Origin of the sequence: Lawsonibacter asaccharolyticus (assembly GCF_022453915.1) — a bacterium.
GTDB lineage: Bacteria > Bacillota > Clostridia > Oscillospirales > Oscillospiraceae > Lawsonibacter > Lawsonibacter asaccharolyticus.
Genome location: NZ_CP091870.1, coordinates 2,160,112 through 2,178,757, shown reverse-complemented (window position 1 = coordinate 2,178,757; position 18,646 = coordinate 2,160,112). Strand labels below are relative to the sequence as shown.

Genomic DNA, 18,646 nt, shown 5'->3' with positions numbered 1-18,646 from the left:
GGATATAATATTACGGAATTTATGCGTATGCCTGCCGGAGGGTTCACTCCGGCGCAGAAATACAGGAAAGTGTGATTGATTTGAAGTACGATTTCACAGCCATCGAAAAGAAGTGGCAGAGCAGGTGGAAGGAGGAAAAGACCTTCGCCTGCCAGAACGGCGACACCTCCAAGCCCAAGTTCTACGGCCTGGTAGAGTTCCCCTACCCCTCCGCCGCCGGCCTGCATGTGGGCCATCCCAGGCCCTACACCGCCATGGACGTGATCGCCCGGAAGAAGCGGATGGACGGCTATAATGTGCTGTTCCCCATCGGCTACGACGCCTTCGGCCTGCCTACTGAGAACTTCGCCATCAAGAATCACGTCCATCCCGCTAAGGTGACCAAGGACAACATCGCTAACTTTACCCGCCAGCTCCATATGCTGGGCTACTCCTTCGACTGGGACCGGGTGGTGGACACCACCGACCCCGGTTACTACAAGTGGACCCAGTGGATTTTCCTTCAGTTATATAAGCACGGTCTGGCCTATAAGACCACCATGCCTGTGAACTGGTGCACCTCCTGTAAGTGTGTGCTGGCCAATGAGGAGGTGGTAGAGGGCGTGTGTGAGCGCTGCGGCGCCCCCGTCATCCGCAAGGAAAAGAGCCAGTGGATGCTGAAGATCACAGAGTACGCCCAGAAGCTCATCGACGGTCTGGACACTGTGGACTTTATCGACCGGGTCAAGACCCAGCAGCGCAACTGGATCGGCCGCTCCACCGGCGCCGAGGTGGTATTCAAGGCCACTACCGGCGAGGACATCAAGGTCTTTACTACCCGGCCCGACACCCTGTTTGGTGCGACTTACATGGTCCTCTCCCCGGAGCACGCCCTGGTGCGGGGCTGGCTGGAGAGCGGCAGGCTGAAGAATGCAGATGCAGTCGTCTCCTATCAGAAGGCGGCGGCCTCCAAGTCTGACCTGGAGCGCACCGAGCTGAATAAGGAAAAGACCGGCGTGGAGCTGGACGGCGTCCGGGGGTGTCAACCCGGTCAACGGCAAGGAGATCCCCATCTTCATCTCCGACTACGTCCTGTCCACCTACGGCACCGGCGCCATCATGGCCGTTCCTGCCCACGACGACCGCGACTGGGAGTTTGCCAGGAAGTTCGGCTGTGAGATCATCGAGGTGGTATCCGGCGGTGAGGACGTGCAGAAGGCCGCTTTCACCGCCAAGGACGACACCGGTATCATGGTCAACTCCGACTTCCTCAACGGCCTGACGGTGAAGGAAGCCATTCCTGTTATCACCAAGTGGCTGGAGGAAAAGGGCATCGGCGAGGCCAAGGTGAATTATAAGCTGCGGGACTGGGTGTTCTCCCGCCAGCGCTACTGGGGCGAGCCCATCCCCATGATCTGGTGCGACAAGTGCGGCTGGCAGCCTGTGCCTGAAGATCAGCTGCCCCTGCTCCTGCCCGAGGTGGAGAGCTACGAGCCCACTGACGACGGCGAATCCCCCATCTCCAAGATGACCGACTGGGTAAACACCACCTGCCCCTGCTGCGGCGGCCCGGCCAAGCGCGAGACCGACACCATGCCCCAGTGGGCCGGCTCCAGCTGGTACTTCCTGCGGTATATGGATCCCCACAACGACAAGGCTCTGGCATCCAAGGAGGCCCTGGAGTACTGGGGACAGGTGGACTGGTACAACGGCGGCATGGAGCATACCACCCTCCATCTGCTCTACTCCCGGTTCTGGAACAACTTCCTCCATGACATAGGGGTCATCCCCTGTGCTGAACCCTATGCCAAGCGCACCAGCCACGGCATGATCCTGGGCAAGAACCCCCATTATGTGGGCAATGTGGAGACCGAGGAGGAGAAGCAGGCACTCATTGAAAAGTACGGCAATCAGGCCCTGCGTCCCTCTGTCAAGATGTCCAAGTCTCTGGGCAACGTGGTCAACCCCGACGACGTGATCCGGGATTACGGCGCGGACACCATGCGCCTGTATATCATGTTCATCGGCGACTTTGAAAAGACAGCGGTTTGGTCCGACGACTCCGTCCGTGGTTGCAAGCGCTTCCTGGACCGGGTGTGGAACCTGGCCACCGAGCAGGAGCACACCGGCGAGGAGTACTCCAAGGCCAACGAGGCCGCTGTCCACAAGGCCATCAAAAAGGTGTCTGAGGATATCGAGGCCATGAAGTTCAATACCGCCATTGCCGCCCTGATGTCCCTGGTCAACGACTTCTATGCCAACGGAGCCAGCCGGGGCGACATGAAGGCCCTGCTGCTGATGCTCTCCCCCTTCGCTCCCCACATGTGTGAGGAGCTGTGGGAGATGGCCGGCTACGGCGGGCAGGTATGCCTCCAGGCATGGCCTGAGTATGACGAGAGCAAGACCGTGGCCGCCACTGTGCAGATGGCAGTCCAGGTGGGCGGCAAGGTCCGGGCCAACATCGTGGTCCCCACGGACAGCGACGAGGCGGCTGTAGTGGCCTCCGCCCTGGCGGAGCCCAAGATCGCACGCATGGCGGAGGGGATGGACTTAGTCAAGTCCATCGTGGTCAAGGGCCGCCTGGTGAACCTGATCTTCAAGCCCAAGGCGTGAGACCCATCCGGGCGGAGCGGGTTTTCATAAAATGTTCAAATTTTCTCGGGAAACTGGAGCTTGACAAGAAGGAAAAAGTCTAATATAATGAATCTGTTAAAGCCATATGAATGGCCCTTTCGCGGCAGGGGACGCCCCGCCGCGCCGGAGGGAGGGAAATATAAATGTCGGAAGTCCGTGTAAGAGAAAACGAGTCTTTGGAGAGCGCGCTGAAGCGCTTTAAGCGCAGCTGTGCCAAGTCTGGCGTGCTGGCTGAGGTCCGGAAGCGTGAGCACTACGAGAGCCCCAGCGTTAAGCGCCGCAAGAAGTCCGAGGCTGCCCGCAAGAATCGCAAGAAGTTCTATTAAGGCATCAAAAACGCCGCAGCGTGAGCTGCGGCGTTTTCTAATGACAAAAGCCCTCCAGACCGGAGGGCTTTTCCACTTTTCAGGCAGGAAAGGGGGTCACAGCTCGATGTTGCCGGCGGCCTTGTCATTGACCACATAGTAGGCCTTGCCATCCTCCGGCTTGACATACAGGCAGAGCTTCTTGATGGAGGCGGCGCGGTGGCCCTCAGCCAGATAGGCCGCCTTAGCGCGTTCGGCTAACTCAGAGACGTTCCACTCTCCGCTGCCAAACTGGACAAAGATATCCTCCGTCTTCTGGGGTGCGGCCTTGGCAGCGGGCTGCTTTTTAGCCTTGGCGGCCTTGGGCTTGGCGGCGGTCTCAGCGGCCTTTTCTGTCACAGGCTTGGAAGCCTGTTCCACTACGGTCTCGGCCGCCTTCTCAGCGACAGGCTCAGCCGCCTTCTCAATTGTCTCCGGGGTCTTCTTCATAGTAGGACACTCCTTTTTCTTACGCAACATGATGCGATAGTGGGCTGAGGAAGAAAAATCGACCTTTCTTGTATGTTACACTTTTATTCTGTCACTTTCAAGAGTATGATGGAAAATAATTGAATTTATTCGCTCAAAACAAAAAAGCGGAGGAAAAAAGCCCTTTTCTTATGAGGTTTGTTGGTGTGTTTTTGGAGGAAATAGGATAAATTTAAAAAACCGGTTAGGAAGCCCGCATTGGAAGGGGACCTTGCCGGCGGAGGAGCGGAAGAAAGCACAGGGATGGCCCCACAATTTTATCAGTTCTTAAGATTTTCGGTCTTGCAACTTAAACTGTCTATGCTATCCTTATAGTACAGTCGGGCCGGACCTGCTGAGCCGGCCGGAAATGAAGCTTCTGGGGGAGAGAGTATGTACACGATACTGATTTGTGACGATGACCGGGACATCGTCTCCGCACTGGATATCTACCTGACCAGCGAGGGGTACCGCACCATCGCGGCATATAACGGCCGGGAGGCTATCCAGGCGGCGGAGGAAAACGAGATCCATCTGATCCTGATGGACGTGATGATGCCTGAGCTGGATGGCATCCGGGCCACGGCCAAGCTGCGGGAGGGGAGCAATGTGCCCATTATCCTGCTTACCGCCAAGAGCGAGGATACAGACAAGATCCTGGGACTGAACATCGGGGCGGACGACTACATTACAAAGCCCTTCAATCCCCTGGAGGTGATCGCCCGGGTGAAGAGCCAGCTGCGCCGCTATACGGCACTGGGGGGAGCGGAGAAGGCGCCCGGTATGCTCACCGTGGGCCCCATCTCTATGGACGACGGGTCCAAGCAGGTGATGGTGGACGGTGCGCCTGTGTCCCTGACGCCCATTGAGTATAACATTTTGAAGCTGCTCCTCTCCCACCCGGGACAGGTCTTTTCCTCTGCCCAGATCTATGAACAGGTATGGAACGACCCCGCCTACGGCTCAGAGAACACGGTGGCGGTCCACATCCGGCATCTGCGGGAGAAGATCGAGATCGACCCCGCCGAGCCCCGCTATCTGAAAGTAGTGTGGGGGCTGGGCTATAAGATCGAGAAAGGGGGAGCGTGAGTGAGCGATGTCCGAAAGAGCGTGCCGGCCAAGGTGATCGCCTCACTGCTGATTCTGGTGTCCGTCTTCAGCCTGTGCTGGCAGGGGATGGCTGTGCTGCGGGGGATCGACTATGTGCTGACAGACAGCTGGCAGGATACCTGGGAGTTCAAAGAGCTGATCCGGGAACGGGAGGACCAGCTGGCCGAGTGGTTCGCGGCCAGAGCCGCGCTGGAGGATCCTGGACTGGCCTATCTGGACCAGGTGCGGTATGAGACAGATGCGGAGCGGATCGGAGCAGCAATGGCGCAGGATCAGACCTCTTTCCGCTACCGGGTGCTCAGTCAGGACGGGACAAAGGTCCTAGCCACCAATCTGGCGCCGGGGGAGTCCCTGGAGCAGCTGGTGCCCGAGATCCACTCCGCTGTGTTCCGTCCAGGGGAGCACCTGACCCAGCCCTGGAACAGCAGCCCCGATGCGGGGGACCCTGCGCTGGTGACGGAGGGGTCGGAGGAGAGCGGAGATGCCTATTATATCATCGAGTGTGGCGTCCCCCAGGAGCTGCCCGGGGCAGAGGATGAATTTTCTGAGCTCCATGCCCGCGACACAGGGGGCCGGAAAGAGATCCCCCTGAGGATCGCTGCCACCTGTGTGTGCCTGGTGCTCTCCCTTGCCTGCTTTGCCTTTCTCATGTGGTCCTCCGGCCATAAGGAGGGAGTGGAGGGGATCGTCCTCACCTGGCAGGAAAAAATCTATTTTGACCTGTATCTGATCGGGGCGGGGGTCCTGTTTTTCATTCTGATTTTCCCGCTGATGGAGTTCCTGTACGGCTGGGGGTATGCGTCTCAGGAGAGCTATGAGAACCAGGTGAGCGCCACCGTGGTCTCTCTGTGCGTAACGGCTATGACGGCGCTGGCCGTGCTGGTCCTGCGCACCTTGGTGGTGCGCTGCAAGGCGGGGGTCCTGGCCCGCACCACCCTGGTTTGCCGGGCATGCAGCTGGATATGGAGCGGTCTGCTGGATGCCATCCGCTCCTTCCCCATGATATGGAGGAGCGTGGCGGGGTTTTTGGCCTATCTGGTGCTATGCTTTTTTGCCCGCCGCATCTGGTGGGACAATCCCATCCCTCTGTTTCTGATCAATCTGGGGATGCTGCTGTGGCTGTGCCACTGGAGTGTCTGCTTCCAGCGCCTGCGGAAGGGGAGCGAGGCCATCGCGGGCGGCAACCTGAACCACCAGATCGACACTACCCGCATGCCCCACGATCTCAGGCTCCACGCCGAGGCGCTCAACAACATTGCTGACGGGCTCAACGGTGCGGTGGAGGAAAAGATGAAGAGTGAGCGATTCAAGGCGGAGCTCATCACCAACGTCTCCCACGATCTGAAGACTCCTCTCACCTCTATTATAAATTATGTCAACCTCCTGAAAATGGAGGAGGTGGAAAACCCTAAAGCCCGGGAATACATCGAGGTGCTGGATCGGAAGTCCCAGCGGCTGAAAAAGCTCACAGAGGATCTGGTGGAGGCGTCCAAGGCCTCCACAGGCGCGCTGACGGTGAACCGGGAGAAGATCGGAATGTGCCAGCTGGTGGACCAGGCTCTGGGGGAGTACGAGGAGAAGCTGGAGGCCCGGAAGCTCACAGTGGTCCCCAGTCTGCCGGAGGGGGAGACCTATGTGTATGCGGACGGGCGCCATCTGTGGCGGGTCATTGACAACCTGCTGGGCAACTGTGCCAAATATGCCATGGAGGGGACCCGCATCTATCTGGAGCTGGTCCGGGGGAAGGGGCAGGTGACCCTGTCCATCAAGAACATCTCCCGGGACCCGCTGAACGTGCCGCCGGAGCGGTTGATGGAGCGCTTCGTCCGGGGGGACGAGTCCCGGACCACCGAGGGCTCCGGGCTGGGGCTGTCCATCGCCCGCAGCCTGACGGAGCTCCAGGGCGGGACCTTCGAGCTGGCGGTGGACGGGGACCTGTTCAAGGCCACCGTGACCATGCCCCAGTCGGGCTGAGCGGAGAGAGAGGAGAGGCATCCGCCTCTCCTCTCTTTCTGTCCTCTGCGCGAAAAAGGGCGTGTGTGCCTGCCTCTTGCATTGGAACTGGTTTCCTGCTATAATCAACACGAAAAACAAAAATGCGGCAGTTTGCGGGCGCGCCAACGCCCGCAAACCTGCGCAGGTGCTGACACCACCTACACAACGGCCATCCGGCCGCACCGCATGGATATTATACGACATTCCGGTCTTTCTTGTAAAGGTCGGTTTTGCTGTTGTACTCCTGCGTCCGTGTTGCATGGAGAAGCCCGTGCTTCTCGCGCTGTGTAGGCTTGCCCTGCACGGCGTTTTTGTTTTTCGCCCGCCGCCCGGGGGCGGGAGCCCCCGGGGCCGGTGCGGTGAAGAACACAAATGGAGGAGTATCGAACATGGACGCAGAGACACAGAGACAGACGCCAAAGCTTAGGACCAACCTGGACACGAACTTTTTGAAGCTGTTCGCCATCCTGACTATGGTGGTGGACCACGTGGGGACCGTCTTTTTCCCCCAGCACCCGGAATTCCGGTGGGTAGGACGGCTGGCCTTCCCGATTTTCTGCTACTGCCTGACAGTTGGCCTGATGTACACACGGGACATCAGGCGGTATCTGGGGCGGCTGGCGCTCTTTGCAGTGGTCTCCCAGCCCTTCTTCGTCCTGGCCTTCCATCCCCACAACTTCTGGGAAGAGCTCACCAGCTGGAACATCTTTGTCACTCTGTTTTTCAGCCTGCTGGCCATCTACGGCGTGAAGGAGCGGAAGTGGTGGTGGTTCCTCCTCGGGGTGCTGGCCATCAACGTTCTGAACGCGGACTACGCCAACACGGGCGTCATCCTGACCCTGATCTTCTACCTGTGCCGGAACAAGCCCTGGCTGGGGGCGCTGCTCTATGTGCTGAGCTACCTCCCGGCTCTCTGGGGCGGGTCCCTGGAGGACCCAATGGCCCTGGTGGTGGGGGGACACGCCATCGGCTTTGAGATCTTTGCCCTCCTGTCCGCGCCGCTGATCTTCCTGCCCACCCACGTGGAGCCCAAGATTCCTAAGTGGTTCTTCTACGCCTTCTACCCGGCCCACCTGTTCATCATCTTCCTGGTGCGGACGGCCCTGCATATCTGATGAGGAGGAGAGAGCACAGCCGCCCGGCTAAGGCCGGGCGGTTCAGATTGTAAAGCCTTGCAGAGTTCACGTCCGCAGGTGCGAATCAGGTTCCGAAGTGTTTTCCCCGACGGCATGTGCGTCGGGGAAAACACTTCTCAGGCTGCAAGTGTAGGGGTTGTCCGTTTGCCACGGTCGACCCCTGCTCACGGAAGAGTGCAGCTTTTTCGACAGTGTCAGCCGCCTCAAAATGGGGCCCTCTGACAAAACGTTGATTTTCCTAAAACAATCCCTGATGTGTAGCCTTTTTGTCCGAAAATCCGTGTATGAAGCAGACAGAGAAAAGGGAGGCGATGCTATGGAGCGGGAGGAAGCAGAGCGGCTGGTAGCGCGGTACGGTCCATCTGTCTACCGGCTGGCGTATGCCCGCACAGGGAGCAAGGAGGATGCAGAGGATGTCATGCAGGAGACCTTTCTCCGTCTGGTGCGCGCCGCCCCGGAGTTTCGGGATGAGGAGCACGGCAAGGCGTGGCTGCTCAGGGTGGCGACCCACTGCGCCGCAGACGTATTTCGGATGCCTTGGCGGAAACGGGATCTTCCGCTGGAGGCGGCCCGGGGCGTGTCATCCGCACCGCCGAAGGAGCCAGACAGCAATGTACTGGCGGCGGTGCTGTCCCTGCCGGAGAAATACCGCCTCCCGGTCCATTTATTTTACTATGAGGGGTATTCTATTGCAGAGACAGCGGCTGTTTTGGGCCGGCGGGAGAGCACGGTGCGGGCCCAGCTCACCAGGGCCAGAGCCATGTTGCGGGAAAAACTGGAGGTGGAATGTATATGACAGGACAGAAATATCGGCGGGCAATGGAGCAGATAGAGCTGTCCCCGGACCAGCGGGAGCATCTGGTTCGGGCTATGCTCCAGGAACAGCCGAGGAGAAAGCGGAAGAGAGCTCCGGTCCGTTTGCTGCTGGCGGCGGCACTGGCCTGCGGCGTGCTGACTGTATCGGTGTTGGCCCTCTCTCCGGCCCTGCGGGAGTATCTGACTCAGGCGTTGGGAAGTTTTGCTCCGTATAGCCAGGAACTGAGCGGGGCCACAGCAGTGGATCAAAAGGTGAAGGTCAGGGTGGTGTCGGCGGTAACGGACCGGTATCGCGTCAAGCTCTATGTAGAGCTTACCGACCTGACAGGGGAACGGATTGTGGACGAGAATACCAGACTGTCGGCAAAAATTCAAAGGGAGGCGGGGGAAGACGGCTTGCGGTCCCGGTGTGTGGGATATGACCCGGAGACCTGCACCGCATTGTTTGAGTTAAACGGGAACATGGAGGAGGGAGGAAAATATCAGGAGCAGATGAGGCTGCGTATCACACAGGTCAGACCTCAGCAGTACCATGAGTACACCATAGAAACCCAATCCATGGCGGCAGCCTTGTCGGAGGACTATGCGCAGACAATGGAGCTGGAAACAGGGGAGGTGGTTTTGCTCCCCGGCCAGACGCAGCTGAAGCTGCCAGGGCTGGAGCGGGCGGAAATCTCATCCCTGGGATTTATGGAGGATGGGACGTTCCACACGCTGTTCCGCCTGCCAGAGGGGGCGGTCCTGGACCAAGAGGGACTGGATGGCTCCTGGCTTTGTGTGGACATGACAGTAAATGGGGAAATTCCATGCAGAACCGTAGAGAGCTGCTGTTTTGTCCGCGATGGTATTCCATATCTAGAAGTAATCCACGATCATGTCTCTCTGGACGATCTGGACGGAATTTCCTTTCAAGGAGTGGGGGGAAACATTGTGCAATCGGAAAAAATCTCCGGGAACTGGGAAATCCTGTTCCAGGTGGAGAACATGAGCGTCCGGGAACTGGAGCTGACCGGGGCCGCGGCTGGATCGACTATTTCCACTCAACTGATTTTGACGCCGCTGGGGGCGATGATCACAGGGGAATACGAGAAAGGATACTGGGGCGGGCAGAGCTGTGCTGTGGTCTATCAGGACGGCACACGCATGGATCACACAGAGATCGAGGCAGGTCGGATGAGCCCGGAAGGGGTCTGTATTCTGGGGAATTGGACCTTTGGGGAGGCTGTGGATCTGGACCGCGCGGCGGCGCTGGAGATCGGCGGTCTCTGGATTCCCCTAACCGGAGCGGACGCCGGTGTAGTGCGGGCAGATTAGAACAAACCGGCACCTGGACGTGTTTCGTCCAGGTGCCGGTTTTCTGTGCTTTGGGCCGGATCAGATCCGCTTCCACACCGCTCCGCCGGGCACGTCAGTGACTTCGATGCCCCGGGCCTTCAGCTCGTCACGGATGCGGTCTGCCTCGGCAAAGTCCTTGGCCTTCTTGGCCTCGCCCCGGGCCTTCACCAGAGCGTCGATCTCGGGGGCCCCCTCGCCGGTGACGGTGTAGCCCGCCTGGGCCTGGGCGGCCTTTACCTTGGCCTGCTCCTCCCGCACCGCAGCCGCCTTGTCCAGCAGGGACAGGGAGAGCACCTGGTCGAAGCTGTCCAGGATGGCCAGCCGGGTGGCTCCGCTGGCCTTGGCTTTCAGGGCGTCGTACAGCAGGGTGACGGCCATGGAGGTGTTCAGGTCGTTGCCCATCTGCTGGAGAAATTTCTCTTTATACTCCGCCAGAACGGCTTCGTCCACAGATCCGTCCTGGGGGTCCAGGGCGGCGATGCGGGCGATGAGCTTGTCAAAGGCGGCCCTGGCGTTGTCCAGGTTCTCCCAGGAGAACACCAGCCCCTTGCGGTAGTGGCTCTGGAGGCAGAAGAACCGGTAAACCAGGGGATCATAGCCCTTCTCCTCCAGCAGGGAGACAGTGAGGAATTCGCCGGAGGACTTGGACATCTTGCCGGAATTGGTGTTCAGGTGGTGGACATGGAACCACTGGCGGCACCAAGGGTGGCCCAGATAGGACTCGGACTGGGCGATCTCATTGGTGTGGTGGGGGAAGGCGTTGTCGATGCCGCCGCAGTGCAGGTCCAGATACTCCCCGTTGTACTTCATGGAGATGCCGGAACACTCGATGTGCCAGCCGGGGTAGCCCACGCCCCAGGGGGAGTCCCACTTCAGGGCCTGATCCTCGAATTTGGACTTGGTGAACCAGAGGACGAAGTCATTTTTATTGCGCTTGTTGGTGTCCTCCTCCACGCCATCCCGGACGCCCACCGCCAGATCCTCCTCATCGTGGTCGTTGAACACGTAGTAGCGCTCCAGCTTGGAGGAATCGAAGTACACATTGCCCCCGGCCTGATAGGCGTAGCCCTTCTCCAGCAGGCGGGTGATGATCTGGATATACTCGTCGATGCAGCCGGTGGCGGGCTGCACCGTGTCAGGGCGCTTGATGTTCAGCTTTCGGCAGTCCTCAAAGAAGGCGTCGGTGTAATACTGGGCGATCTCCATCACGGTCTTGTGCTCCCGGCGGGCGCCCTTGAGCATCTTGTCCTCGCCGGTGTCAGCGTCGGAGCTGAGGTGGCCAACGTCAGTGATGTTCATCACCCGGTTCACGTCATAGCCGGACCAGCGCAGGAATTTTTCCAGCACGTCCTCCATGATGTAGGAGCGCAGGTTGCCGATGTGGGCGAAGTGGTACACCGTGGGTCCGCAGGTGTACATCTCCACGTGGCCGGGGGTGTGGGTCTGGAACTCCTCCTTCTTGTGGGTGGCGGAATTATATAACAGCATGATAAAAAACCTCCATTTTCTTCGGTGAGGGCGGCCTGGGCCGCCCGGGATCGTGAGAGAACTATGCCCGTTCCTTCAGGAACTGGTCATCCAGCAGCTTCTCCAGGAATTCCACACGCTGAGACAGGGCTTCCAGCCGTTCCAGGGTGGGATTCTCCACGCTGGTCTGGTCTACGTCATCGGCGTAGTGGGTGACCCGTCCGGCGATGCGGACGATCTGGGCGGGGATGCCCACGGCAGTGGCGTCCTCCGGCACCTCGCTGAGCACCACGGCGTTGGACGCGATCCGGGCGTTGTCACCCACCCGGAAGGGCCCCAGCACCTTGGCTCCGCAGCTGATGAGCACGTTGTTTCCGATGGTGGGATGGCGCTTGCCGTGGTCCTTGCCGGTGCCGCCCAGGGTGACGCCATGATAGATCAGGCAGTCGTCGCCGATCTCGGCGGTCTCGCCGATGACGATGCCCATCCCGTGGTCAATGACCAGGCGGCGGCCGATCTTGGCGCCGGGGTGGATCTCAATGCCGGTGATGTGGCGGGCCAGCTGGGAGTTCAGGCGGGCCAGGAAGGGAAGGTGGTGACAGTAGAGCCAGTGGGAGACGCGGTGGAAGATGACGGCGTGGACGCCGGGGTAGAGGAGAAAGATCTCCAGCTTGCTGCGGGCGGCCGGGTCGCGCTTCTGATAGGCGCCCAGCAATTCACTCAGTGACTGAAACATGATGTCCTCCTTGGGGGAGATCCATTCCGTCTCCCCATTTATTGTGGGCGGGAAGAACAGCGCCCGGGACATCGCGGTGCGCTCCGGCGGCTGTGCCGGAGCCGGGGAAAGGGAAGATGCAAGGGGAACGCCTCCTTTTCGCAGCTTGGACACAAACAAAAGCGCCCCTCATGCCCACAGGCATAAGAGGCGATCGCTCGCGGTTCCACTCTCATTTTTCACTCAAAGGCCGGTATCGGGGCCAGACCGGGCAGCATTACCCGCCGCGCTCCCGGACGCACTTCACATCCCGCGGACTGGGACCGCTCTCAGTCGGTGGCGTTCCCTCTCTGTCGACCGGTGGAGGATGCTACTTTTCCGTTCACAGCGCTTACGATTTATTATATTATCATCTGAAGGAAGGGGTGTCAAGGAGGAGGGAGGGCTTTTCAAAAATTTTCCCGACGCCCCGCCGGGGCGCCGGGAAAAGGGTCATCGGAAATAGACCAGGGGATCGTCCGGGCGGTCGGCCCGCTCCACCCGCTGGGCGTAGAGGACCACGCCCTCCCCCTGATAGACGGGGGACTCCTCCCACTGGATGCGGGCGGCCACCATGACCCATTCCCCCTTCTTCAGGGAGCGGGACCGGTCATACTTGCACAGGAAGCCGAAGAAGCGGATGTCCTCGGCGCAGCAGGTCATGGCGTTGCGGCCGGGGATGAAGGTGCCCTTGGGCAGCTTCATGCTGGTCATGGCCTGGGCCCGAAAGACCACGGTCTTGCCGGTGTAGCGCTCTGGGTGCTCCTGGATGTCCAAGTACCAGATGCCGTAGTCCTCGTCCTCCAGGACGATGGTGTCCGCCTCCAGGGAGTAGGGGAGGATGTCCTCCACCTCCAGCTCCTCCCCCTTCTCGTCCTCAAAGACGATCTCGCACATGCGGTTTACCGCCCGGATGGAGCGCTTCCAGCCGGACAGGGGCATGTCCGGCGTGCAGCGGTTGAAGAGGACCATATCGGCCTCGGTGACCATGTCGATGACCATGGACTGCATGTTGGAGCGGTACATCTCGAAGGTGGAGCCGTCGATGACGTCGATGGCCTGGTAGAGCCCCCAGGTCTTGGGCAGCTTCAGGTCCCGGAGGATCTGGATGGGCCACATGCCGTTGTACTCCAGGAGCACCCGCTCCGGCTGATAGCGGCGGTCGATCTCCTGGAGAAAGCTGGTGTTCAGCTGGGCCTGGTCCTGGACAGGGACCAGGCGGGTGTTCCGCCTGGTCAGCTGCTCCGGATCATACTCCGTCTCGCCGTCCTCACACATCAGCAGGACGGTGCGCTGCCCATCGGCAAAATAATCCATATTCAGGGTGTCGGTGAGCAGAGTGGTCTTGCCGCTGTCCAGAAAGCCGGTGATGAGGTACAGCGGGATACGGGGATCTTTCATGCAGCCTCACCTCACGCCAGCAGGAACAGCTTTTCCAGCCTGGCCTCGTCCAGGCCCGCGCCGATGACGCACAGGCGGCCGGTGTAGTCGGCGCTGCCCTCCCGGATCTGGAACTCGCCGGGGACCAGGTCGAAGTGGAGCCAGCCCTCGCTGTCCTGATCGGGGACCATGCCCTTGGAGCGGAGGATGGTGCCGTAATCCTCCGTCATGGCCAGGACGGAAAGAATGTCCTGGAGTTCCTCCCGGCTGTACTTCCGAGGAGTCTCCCGGCCCCAGCTGGTGAACACCTCGTCGGCATGGTGATGGTGGTGGAAGGTGGAGTGGATGCAGCTGTCGCACAGGTCGCAGGAGCCGCAGGCCCCCTCGCATCCCAGCTCAGCGTGGATGGCGTCCAGCTCCTCCTGGGTGTGGTGATGGCCGCAGGAGCAGGAGTCCCCGTGGTCATGGTCGTGGTGGTGCTCGTGCTCATGCTCATGCTTATGCTCGTGGTCATGGTGGTGGTCATGGCCGCAGGAGCAGGGCTCGTCCTCCCCGTGGTCGTGGTGGTGTCCGATCTCCTCCATCAGCTCGCGGGCCAAGTCGTGGCCCCCCTCCATGGCAGAGACGATCTGGGCGCCGGTGAGCTGGTCCCAGGGAGTGGTGAGGATAGCCGCCTTGGCGTTGTGGGGACGCAGCATGGCTACGTCGGCGGCCAGCTTGGCCTGGTCCATGTTCTGGGTCCGGCTGAGGAGGATAGCGGAGGCGTGCTCCACCTGGTTGTTGAAGAACTCGCCAAAGTTCTTCATATAGATCTTGCACTTCACCGCGTCCACCACGGTGACAAAGCTGTGCAGTTCCAGGGGGGCACCGCCGTCCCGCACCCGCTCCACGGCGGCGATGACATCGGACAGCTTGCCCACGCCGGAGGGCTCGATGATGATGCGGTCGGGCGAATAGGTGTCCAGCACCTCCTTGAGGGCGGTGCCGAAATCCCCTACCAGGGAGCAGCAGATGCAGCCGGAATTCATCTCCGTGATCTGGACGCCGGCATCCTTCAGAAAGCCGCCGTCGATGCCGATCTCACCGAACTCGTTCTCGATCAGGACCACTTTCTCGCCATGGAAGGACTCGGAGAGGAGCTTCTTGATGAGCGTGGTCTTGCCGGCACCCAAAAACCCGGAGATAATGTCGATTTTGGTCATGGTGACACAGATCCTTTCTTCAAACAAGGCGGCAGGGCCGCCGGATGGACAGAGGGGGAAGGGGGAGCGCCGGATACCAGAGCCTGGTATCCGGCGCATAGCAGTCCGGGAAATTACTTCTGCCGAACGGTGATCTCGTTGCGCTTGGGTCCGGTGGAGACCAGGGTGATGGGATAGCCGATCCTGGACTCCAGGAAGTCCACATAGGCCTTTGCCTGCTGAGGCAGGGCCTGGTAGTCGGTGCAGCCCCGGATGTCGCACTTCCAGCCGGGGAGCGTGGTGAACACGGGCCTGGCCCGCATCAGCTCCGGGGTGGTGGGGAAGCGGTCGGTGACTGTCCCGTCGATCTCATAGCCGGTGCACACCGGGATCTCATCCAGATAGCCCAGTACGTCCAGGCAGGTCAGAGCCACCTGGGTGGCCCCCTGGACCATGCAGCCGTACTTGGTGGCCACAGTGTCGAACCAGCCTACCCGGCGGGGACGGCCGGTGGTGGCGCCGAACTCGCCCTTGTCACCGCCGCGGCGGCGCAGCTCATCTCCCGCCTCGCCCAGCACCTCGCTGACGAAGGGCTCGGTGTTGGAGCCCACAGAGGAGGAGTACGCCTTGGTGACGCAGATCACGTCCTCCACAGCGGTGGGGGGGACGGCGGCCCCCACGCAGCCGAAGCCGGCCAGGGTGTGGGAGGAGGTGGTCAGGGGGAAGATACCCAGGTCAGGGTCCTTCATAGAGCCCAGCTGGCCCTCCAGCAGGACGGTCTTGCCCGCCCGCAGGGCGTCGTGAACAAAGGTGACGGCGTCCCCCACATAGGGGCGGATCTGCTCCCGCAGCTCCATCAGCTGCTGGTACAGCTCGTCCACGTCCAGGGAGGGCTTGTGGTACAGGTGCTCGAACAGCACATTTTTCAGGGAGACGGCGGCGGTCAGGCGCTCCCGCAGCCGGTCCTCGTGGAACAGGTCGCAGACCTGGATGCCGATCTTGGCGTATTTGTCCGAGTAGAAGGGGGCGATGCCGCTCTTGGTGGAGCCAAAGGCCTTGCCGCCCAGGCGCTCCTCCTCGTAGCTGTCCTGGAGACGGTGGTAGGGCATCAGGATCTGGGCCCGCTCCGAGACGATCAGGTTGGGGGCGGGGACGCCCTGGCTGGTGATGGAGCCCAGCTCGTCCACCAGCTTCTGGATATCCAGTGCCACGCCGTTGCCGATGATGTTGGTCACATGGGGATAGAAGGTGCCGGAGGGGAGGATGTGCAGGGCGAACCGGCCATAGTCGTTGATGATGGTATGGCCCGCGTTGGCCCCGCCCTGAAAGCGGATGACCACGTCGGACTGCTCTGCCAGCATGTCCGTGATCTTGCCCTTGCCCTCGTCGCCCCAGTTGGCGCCTACGATCGCTTTTACCATATCTGTTACCTCCGTGGACCGGGATTCGCAACCGCACAGCGGATTTGCCTTATCCGGCCAACATGACAGCATTCTTATTATACTTCCTCTAAAAGAGGGATGCAAGGGAAAAAGCTGTTTTTCCCATGTATTTTTCCGAACAACGGCAGAAATGGAGCCCATGAGTCTGCGGAGACGATAGGGCGGGAGAACATTGACAGAATGGTAAAAAAACATTAAAATAAAAAAAGCGCCTTTTTTGGTCGGAATGGACAAAGCTCTGCGGTGAGCCGGCGCGGAGTGGAAGAAATTTTCCCCGGGACAGGCGCTCAGACACCCCGGACTGCACATGCGGTCCGGGAGAAATAGGGAGGTAGCAGAGTATGAGAGCAATGACAAGACGCGCGCTGGCGCTGGTGCTGACCCTGGCCATGGCGCTGTCCCTGTGTCTGGCGGCCCAGGCCGCCGGCCCCCAGGTGACGGTGACCCTGGATGGGACGGCGCTGGAGCTGGAGGTCCCCGCCTATATCGACGGGCAGGACCGGACCCAGGTCCCCGCCAGCATCGGCCCCCAGCTGGGGCTGACGGTCCAGACTGGTGACGGGAGCGTCACCTTCACCAAAGGAGAGGCCAGCCTGACCTTCCAGGACGGGGCCAAGGAGGCGGGCGGCGTGATCATGGACACCGCCGCCGACCTGTCCGGCGAGGTGGGCTATGTGCCCCTGACCTATCTGGCCCAGTTCTTCGGCTTCCAGGTGGCCTGGAACGGCGTCACCCGCACTGCGGCGGTCACCAGCACGGCCGCGGAGGAGGAGACCGCTGTGACCAAGCTGCCCCAGCTGGTGTATTCAGAGCTGGAGAGCCTGATGGCCCAGCAGGCAGCCCAGTATCAGACCAAGGACAACGTGGTGCCCATGCTGTGGCAGGGCGTGCTGGAAATGGACATCCAGGTGGGCGATGCCGCCCGCACCGCCAAGCTCTATGTGCCCCAGGGCACGCCCCAGGGCGCCATGTTCGTGGTGATGAACGTCCCTGAGGGCCTGAACGCCGTGAGCTTCATGGAGACCAGCGGCTGGATGGACAAGGCGGACGAGGAGGGTTTTTGCCTGTTCGTGCTGGAACCCGCCCAGGGCACTCCCTGGGGAACTCTGGAGGAGGAGCAGGCATACATCAATGCCGGCATCAGCGCCGCCAAGGCGGGCAAGTGGCTCCAGCCCGGTCCCAGCATGTACCTGGTGGGCTACGGTGCCATGGGTACCTGCCTGCAGAAGTACGCCATGGAGAATCCCCTGAATATCGCCGGAGCGGTGTTCCTGGATGCCAGCCTCATTGACGCCGGCTACATGGCGTCCAACGGGGATGTGTCCTTTGATACCGATACCAAGACCTACGGCGTCACCCGCAAGGAGGTGCCGGTGCCCGTCAAGATCGTGGAAAGCACCATGACGGAGCAGGCAAAGGCTGTGGCGGACTACTGGCAGGCCGCAGCCAACGACAAGAACGCCGTGGAGCGCTTTGCTCCTGAAGGCGGCGAGATCCTGGCGGCCGCCGTGGTCACCGAAGAGGGGAACTATGACTACGCCCTGCCTGCCACCACCGACATGATCTGGGACTTCATGGGCCAGTTCTACCGCTACGGCGGCGGTGTGCTGTCCAACGCTATCTCCTGGAAGGTGGACTATGAGGAGATGGGAGTGGAGTTCCGAAGCTTCACCGACTCCCAGGGCATCGACCGGCAGTATCTGGTCTATATCCCTGAGGCTTACCGCGGCAGCGGCGAGCAGCTGCCCGTGGTCATCGCCTATCACGGAGCCTCCACCTCTATGCGCAATTTCTTTGAGAATACCTTGTGGTACAATATCGCCGATGAGGAGGGCATCATGCTGGTGTTCCCCGAGTCCACCCTGGTGCCGGTGCCCCCCACCCTGGGCGGCGGCGAGGCCAACCCCACCGCCTACCGCGCGCTGTGGCAGGTGGAGGACCCTGAGCTGCGCTACACCGACGTGGTGTATGCCGAGGACCTGCTGGACCAGCTGATCGCAGTCTATCCCCAGGTGGATCAGGGCCGCATCTACTGCACCGGCCACTCCATGGGCTGCATGATGACCCACTACCTGGGCAGTGCCGAGGTCTCCCACCGCTTCGCCGCCATGGGCGCCACCTCTGGCCCCCTGATGGCCAGGGAGGAGACGGGATCCCAGACCGTGCCCATGTTCATGACCATGGCCCAGTACGACATGTGGAGCTATGACCTGAACCAGGACGACACCATGACCACCCAGGCGGTGGACATGTGGCTGGTCCGCAACGGGCTGGCGGACGCCTCCAACGTGGTCGAGGTCCGTAAGACCGGGGCCACTGAGACCTATGTGGAGGGCCGCTACAACAACTCCGTCTGGGAGAATGAGGACGGCATCCCTCTGTTCCGCTACGCCTGGGTCACCGGCAAGGACCATGTGAACCTGCCGGCAGAGAACCAGCTGCTGTGGGACGAGTGGTTCAGCCAGATCACCCTGGACACTGAGACAGGCGTGCGCGCCTACCGGGGACAGGCCGTCGGCTGAGTCAGACAAGAGAACAGAAGCGACCGGGAGGGCGCGGCATCCGCCGCGCCCTCCCTCTTTGCCTTTGAGAGGACTGGGAAAAG

General features: G+C 60.9%; 13 protein-coding genes and 1 pseudogene. 8 read left to right on the top strand and 6 right to left on the bottom strand.

Features of this window, described 5'->3' with window-relative positions:
• The first annotated feature begins 80 nt into the window (after positions 1-80).
• Positions 81-2,592, top strand: a pseudogene (gene leuS, locus L9O85_RS10385) (leucine--tRNA ligase).
• Between the two features lie 164 nt (positions 2,593-2,756).
• Positions 2,757-2,939, top strand: coding sequence for a 30S ribosomal protein S21 (gene rpsU / locus L9O85_RS10380; RefSeq protein ID WP_023348912.1), 183 nt, complete (start codon positions 2,757-2,759; stop codon positions 2,937-2,939).
• Between the two features lie 96 nt (positions 2,940-3,035).
• On the opposite strand, the gene L9O85_RS10375 is transcribed toward rpsU, so the two are convergent.
• Complete coding sequence (locus L9O85_RS10375) at positions 3,036-3,407, bottom strand: DUF6465 family protein (protein WP_050623846.1); 372 nt, start codon at positions 3,405-3,407, stop codon at positions 3,036-3,038.
• A gap of 411 nt (positions 3,408-3,818) precedes the next feature.
• Between L9O85_RS10375 and L9O85_RS10370 the strand changes: the two genes are divergently transcribed.
• The 5 genes from L9O85_RS10370 (at position 3,819) to L9O85_RS10350 (ending at position 9,796) form a co-directional block, all read left to right on the top strand.
• Positions 3,819-4,514, top strand: a complete 696-nt coding sequence (locus L9O85_RS10370; RefSeq protein WP_050623847.1) for a response regulator transcription factor — start codon at positions 3,819-3,821, stop codon at positions 4,512-4,514.
• Positions 4,515-6,509 carry a sensor histidine kinase gene (locus L9O85_RS10365; RefSeq protein ID WP_301578569.1) on the top strand — a complete coding sequence of 665 codons (1,995 nt, stop codon included), beginning with the start codon at positions 4,515-4,517 and terminating at the stop codon, positions 6,507-6,509.
• Between the two features lie 410 nt (positions 6,510-6,919).
• Entirely contained in the window at positions 6,920-7,645 is a 726-nt protein-coding gene (locus L9O85_RS10360) for a TraX family protein (RefSeq protein ID WP_301578568.1), read from the top strand.
• Between the two features lie 337 nt (positions 7,646-7,982).
• Positions 7,983-8,462 carry an RNA polymerase sigma factor gene (locus L9O85_RS10355; RefSeq protein WP_256183432.1) on the top strand — a complete coding sequence of 160 codons (480 nt, stop codon included), beginning with the start codon at positions 7,983-7,985 and terminating at the stop codon, positions 8,460-8,462.
• Positions 8,459-9,796, top strand: a complete 1,338-nt coding sequence (locus tag L9O85_RS10350) for a hypothetical protein (RefSeq protein ID WP_301578567.1) — start codon at positions 8,459-8,461, stop codon at positions 9,794-9,796. Before L9O85_RS10355 ends, L9O85_RS10350 begins: the two co-directional genes overlap by 4 nt.
• A 60-nt stretch (positions 9,797-9,856) precedes the next feature.
• Here L9O85_RS10350 and cysS read toward each other — a convergent pair whose 3' ends face one another.
• The 5 genes from cysS to L9O85_RS10325 all read right to left on the bottom strand — a co-directional run bounded on the left by cysS (position 9,857) and on the right by L9O85_RS10325 (position 16,020).
• A complete protein-coding gene (gene cysS, locus L9O85_RS10345; RefSeq protein WP_301578566.1) occupies positions 9,857-11,305 on the bottom strand; it encodes a cysteine--tRNA ligase in 1,449 nt (482 codons plus the stop codon).
• 61 nt (positions 11,306-11,366) lie between these two features.
• A complete protein-coding gene (gene epsC / locus L9O85_RS10340; protein ID WP_050625436.1) occupies positions 11,367-12,020 on the bottom strand; it encodes a serine O-acetyltransferase EpsC in 654 nt (217 codons plus the stop codon).
• A gap of 471 nt (positions 12,021-12,491) precedes the next feature.
• Entirely contained in the window at positions 12,492-13,439 is a 948-nt protein-coding gene (locus tag L9O85_RS10335) for a TIGR03943 family putative permease subunit (RefSeq protein ID WP_301578565.1), read from the bottom strand.
• An 11-nt stretch (positions 13,440-13,450) separates the two neighbouring features.
• The gene (locus L9O85_RS10330) at positions 13,451-14,620 is read right to left on the bottom strand and encodes a CobW family GTP-binding protein (RefSeq protein ID WP_301578564.1); all 1,170 of its coding nucleotides are present in this window, start codon (positions 14,618-14,620) and stop codon (positions 13,451-13,453) included.
• Positions 14,621-14,733: 113 nt separating this feature from the next.
• Positions 14,734-16,020, bottom strand: coding sequence for an adenylosuccinate synthase (locus L9O85_RS10325; RefSeq protein ID WP_050623854.1), 1,287 nt, complete (start codon positions 16,018-16,020; stop codon positions 14,734-14,736).
• A 362-nt stretch (positions 16,021-16,382) separates the two neighbouring features.
• Here L9O85_RS10325 and L9O85_RS10320 point away from each other — a divergent pair, with 362 nt between their 5' ends.
• On the top strand, positions 16,383-18,563 hold the full coding sequence (locus L9O85_RS10320) for a stalk domain-containing protein (protein WP_301578563.1): 2,181 nt from the start codon (positions 16,383-16,385) through the stop codon (positions 18,561-18,563).
• The last annotated feature ends 83 nt before the right edge of the window (positions 18,564-18,646 follow it).

What these genes read in the sequence shown, in the direction of transcription:
- L9O85_RS10325 (WP_050623854.1), bottom strand. Translation starts at nt 16,020, where the DNA reads ATGGTAAAAGCGATCGTAGGCGCCAACTGGGGCGACGAGGGCAAGGGC.
- L9O85_RS10330 (WP_301578564.1), bottom strand. Translation starts at nt 14,620, where the DNA reads ATGACCAAAATCGACATTATCTCCGGGTTTTTGGGTGCCGGCAAGACC.
- L9O85_RS10350 (WP_301578567.1), top strand. Translation starts at nt 8,459, where the DNA reads ATGACAGGACAGAAATATCGGCGGGCAATGGAGCAGATAGAGCTGTCC.
- epsC (WP_050625436.1), bottom strand. Translation starts at nt 12,020, where the DNA reads ATGTTTCAGTCACTGAGTGAATTGCTGGGCGCCTATCAGAAGCGCGAC.
- L9O85_RS10370 (WP_050623847.1), top strand. Translation starts at nt 3,819, where the DNA reads ATGTACACGATACTGATTTGTGACGATGACCGGGACATCGTCTCCGCA.
- L9O85_RS10375 (WP_050623846.1), bottom strand. Translation starts at nt 3,407, where the DNA reads ATGAAGAAGACCCCGGAGACAATTGAGAAGGCGGCTGAGCCTGTCGCT.
- L9O85_RS10355 (WP_256183432.1), top strand. Translation starts at nt 7,983, where the DNA reads ATGGAGCGGGAGGAAGCAGAGCGGCTGGTAGCGCGGTACGGTCCATCT.
- L9O85_RS10360 (WP_301578568.1), top strand. Translation starts at nt 6,920, where the DNA reads ATGGACGCAGAGACACAGAGACAGACGCCAAAGCTTAGGACCAACCTG.
- L9O85_RS10320 (WP_301578563.1), top strand. Translation starts at nt 16,383, where the DNA reads ATGAGAGCAATGACAAGACGCGCGCTGGCGCTGGTGCTGACCCTGGCC.
- L9O85_RS10335 (WP_301578565.1), bottom strand. Translation starts at nt 13,439, where the DNA reads ATGAAAGATCCCCGTATCCCGCTGTACCTCATCACCGGCTTTCTGGAC.
- cysS (WP_301578566.1), bottom strand. Translation starts at nt 11,305, where the DNA reads ATGCTGTTATATAATTCCGCCACCCACAAGAAGGAGGAGTTCCAGACC.
- rpsU (WP_023348912.1), top strand. Translation starts at nt 2,757, where the DNA reads ATGTCGGAAGTCCGTGTAAGAGAAAACGAGTCTTTGGAGAGCGCGCTG.